Source organism: Siccirubricoccus soli (assembly GCF_024178315.1).
In the GTDB taxonomy this organism is placed as follows: Bacteria; Pseudomonadota; Alphaproteobacteria; order Acetobacterales; family Acetobacteraceae; genus Siccirubricoccus; species Siccirubricoccus soli.
Map to the genome: position 1 here is coordinate 1 of NZ_JAMZIK010000044.1, position 3231 is coordinate 3231.

3 protein-coding genes are annotated in these 3231 nt (G+C 75.6%); all 3 read right to left on the reverse strand.

The window, feature by feature from the left end; genetic code table 11:
• Nucleotides 1-589, reverse strand: a 589-nt coding sequence (locus tag NJ376_RS07735; RefSeq protein WP_370288070.1) for a TRAP transporter substrate-binding protein, incomplete at its 3' end; no start/stop codon positions are given.
• 453 nt (nucleotides 590-1042) lie between these two features.
• Nucleotides 1043-1828 (reverse strand): SDR family NAD(P)-dependent oxidoreductase, encoded by a 786-nt coding sequence (locus NJ376_RS07740; protein ID WP_252952670.1) that lies wholly within the window; start codon nucleotides 1826-1828, stop codon nucleotides 1043-1045.
• A partial coding sequence (locus tag NJ376_RS07745) for a capsular polysaccharide export protein, LipB/KpsS family (RefSeq protein ID WP_252952671.1) occupies nucleotides 1825-3231 on the reverse strand: 1407 nt, incomplete at its 5' end. The genes NJ376_RS07740 and NJ376_RS07745, both read right to left, overlap by 4 nt.

The following is a 3231-nucleotide window of genomic DNA, read 5'->3' on the forward strand; positions in this document are numbered from 1 at the left end:
GATCGCCGCCGGCGAGCTGCTGCGGGACGGCGCCGAGGCGGGAGAGCACGGTGCCGCCGAGCCCGGCGATGCGCATCTTCAGCCCCTTGAGGTCCTCGACCGAGCGGATCTCCTTGCGGTACCAGCCGCCCATCTGGGCGCCGGTGGTGCCCAGCGGCAGGCCCTTCACATTGTACTGGCGGAAGAGCTCGTCCAGCGCCTCGATGCCGCCGCCCTCGTACATCCAGGCATTCTGCTGCCGGGTGTTGAGGCCGAAGGGCAGGCCGGTGGCGAAGGCGAAGGCAGGGTTCTTGCCGGTGTAGAAGCTCGCCGTGGTGTGGCAGGCCTCCACCGTGCCGGCCTGTACGGCATCCAGCGCCTGCAGCGGCGGCACCACCTCGCCCGGGCCGAAGACGCGGATCTGGAAGCGGTCGTCGGTCAGCTCGGCGACGGTGCGGGCGAAGAGGGGGCCGGCGCCATGGATGGCGTCCAGGCTGCTGGGATAGCTGCTGGTCAGCCGCCAGCGCAGCGTCGGGGCCTGGGCATACACCACGGCAGGGGCGGCCAGCGGCGCGGCGGCCGCAAGGCCGAGCAGGGTGCGGCGAGACATGGAACGCTTCCTCCGGCAAATCGATCGGCGGCGGGAGGAACCACGGAACGCGTCCGGGGAAAAGGGGAGGATGCCTGACCTACCTGCTGTGCCAGGCCTGCCTGGCGGGGGGGTGGCGCGACGGTTCCGGGTGCGGCCCGCCGCCCCACCATCCCCCCTTCCGCCAGGCCTGCCAGGGGCAGCGCCGAGCCGAGGCTGTCGCCGCAGCCGAGCCCTGCATCTGCAACCGGTGGCGGAAGGCGGGCTTCGCATTGCCGGCCCGCACGCCCTGGCCCCGGAGGACGGCGCCCCCCTCGGGCAATGCGCCCGGCGGCATGGCAAGGCCGGCGAGGAGCAGGAGCACATCCGTTGGCACGGAACCTTCGACCGCCGCATGTGAAGCCGCATCGCAACGGCACAAGTGCCATCGCAGCGCGGGGCGAGGCGGCAGCGCAGGATGCCGTGCCCCCCCTTCTATTCCGGAGCGATGCGGAAGCGGCCAAGGCGGACCAGCGCATCCGCCAATGGCGGCGGCAGCAGGGCCAGGCCGCGCAGCAGCGCGCCGAGCGGCCAGGGCGTGACCACCCGGCCGCGTCCGGCGCGCAGGGCGCGGAGGATGCGCGCCGCCATAGCCTCCACCCCCACCTCCAGCGGATGGGCGCCGAGATAGCGGGCGCTCATCGCGCTTTCGAAGAAGCCGGGCGCGGCGACCAGAACCTGCAGCCCGGCCGGGCCGTGCGCCGCCCGCAGCGCCTCGCCATAGGCCCAGAGCCCGGCCTTGCCGGCGGAATAGGCGGCGCTGTCCGGCAGGCCGAGGAAGCCGGCGACCGAGCCGATGAGGAGGATTCGCCCCTCCCCCCGCGCCAGCAGCGCCGGCAGCATGGGCTGTACCAGGTGGATGGCGCCGAGCAGGTTCACCGCCACCACCTGCGCGGCGGCGGCCGGGCCTTCCGGCCGTCCCTCCGGCGTGGTGCCGGCGCTGAGCCCGGCATTGGCGATGAGCGTGTCGATCGGCCGCTCCGCCTCCCACGCCGCCAGCAGCGCGGCGAGGCCAGCGGGCTCGGCCACGTCCTGCACGCCGATCGCCACCTCGGCGCCCAGCGCCTCGCAGGCGGCGGCAGTCGCCTGCAGCCCCGCCTGCCCCCGGGCAATGAGGGAGAGGCGCCGGCCGGGCGCCGCAAGCTGCCGGGCCATGGCGGCGCCCAGCCCGCGGGAGGCGCCGGTGATGACCGCATGGCGGATCGGGCCGGGGCGGCTCATTGCCCGGCCCACCAGCCGGCGAGGAAGCGCGAGACCCGGGCGGTGAAGGCCCGCAGCGCCACCGGCACAACCGGGCGCGCCGCCGGGCGGGGCGGCGCCGCGGCCAGCCGCTCCACCAGCAGCTCCGGCGGGCAGGGCAGGCCGGTCACCGGGTCGAGGCAGCGGATGTAGAGGATGAGCGCGGCGGCGGTCAGTGCATCCAGGCAGAGGCGGCGGCCGCGGCGGGGCGGTGGGTCGCAGTCCTCGGTCAGCCCCCAGCCGGCATAGAAGGGCTGGCCATAGGTGGTGACGCGGAGGCCGCGCAGCAGCGCCTCGAACCCTGCGAGGGAGGAGATGGTATGGACCTCCTGCGCCAGCGGGTAGAGGGCGCCGATCGGCTCCTCCGGCAGCACATGGTCGGCCAGGGCGGCCAGCTCCGCCGGCGGCACGGTGCCGCGGCGCATGCCGCTGACCACGTCCGGATGCGGCTTGTAGAGCAGCACCGCCTCCGGATTCGCTGCCCGGACGGCGCGCAGCAAAGCGAGGTTGCCGCGGATGCGCCCGCCGCCGCGCCGCATGGCGGCGTCATCCTCCACCTGGCCCGCCACCAGCAGGACGCGCCGCCCCGGCGGCAGGTTCAGCCGGGGCGCCGCGCCGCCCAGGTTGTACTTGGTGATGTTCGCGGCGAGCAGCGCCTGGCGCAGCCGCGCCGCGCGGGCCAGCAGCGCTGCGTCGAATTCCGTGGTGGCGAGGAGATGCTCCAGCGCGCTCTCCCGGCCCGGCTCGAAATGGATGCCGCGATCGTCCAGGGCGAGGGAGGCGGCCGGCGTCAGCAGCACGCCGAGGCCGGCGGAGCGGATGAAGCCGTCCTCCACCTGCACCAGCGTCACGCCCGCCGCCTCCGCCCGGCGCCGCAGCCTCTCCGGCATCACCGAGGCCCAGACGGCCACCGCCCCACCCTCGCGCTGCGCGTCGCGGAGCGCAGCGCTGCCCCGCATGCGCATGCGCGGCGGGCCGGCGCTGCTGGCCAGGGCGTCGCGGATATGCCGGTGCTTGAACCACTCGATGCCGGTGCAGGCCCGGATGCGGCGGTTCTCCGCCTCCGCCCGCCGCCATTCGCCGAGTTGGGCAAGGCCCTGCTCCGCATTCCAGGCGCCGCCGCGGAAGGGGTCCACCCAGCACGTGGCAGCGAAGAGGGCGGCGAGCACCGCCTCGGCGGGCGGCCCCGCCCAGGGCGCGGCAGCGTGGTCCCGCAGCGGCACGCCTGCGGCCAAAGCGAGCAGGCCGAGCTCGTCGCCCAGCGCATGCAGCTCCGCCGCGAGGTCGAGCAGCGTCCAGGGCGCCAGCCGCTCCGGCCGCGTCCCTGGCAGCACGGCCGGCGCCGCGGCCGGGGCCCCCGGGCTGCGCAGCAGCAGCAGCGGGCG

Coding starts and splice junctions, on each gene's coding strand:
- NJ376_RS07740 (WP_252952670.1), bottom strand. CDS start 1,828: ATGAGCCGCCCCGGCCCGATCCGCCATGCGGTCATCACCGGCGCCTCC.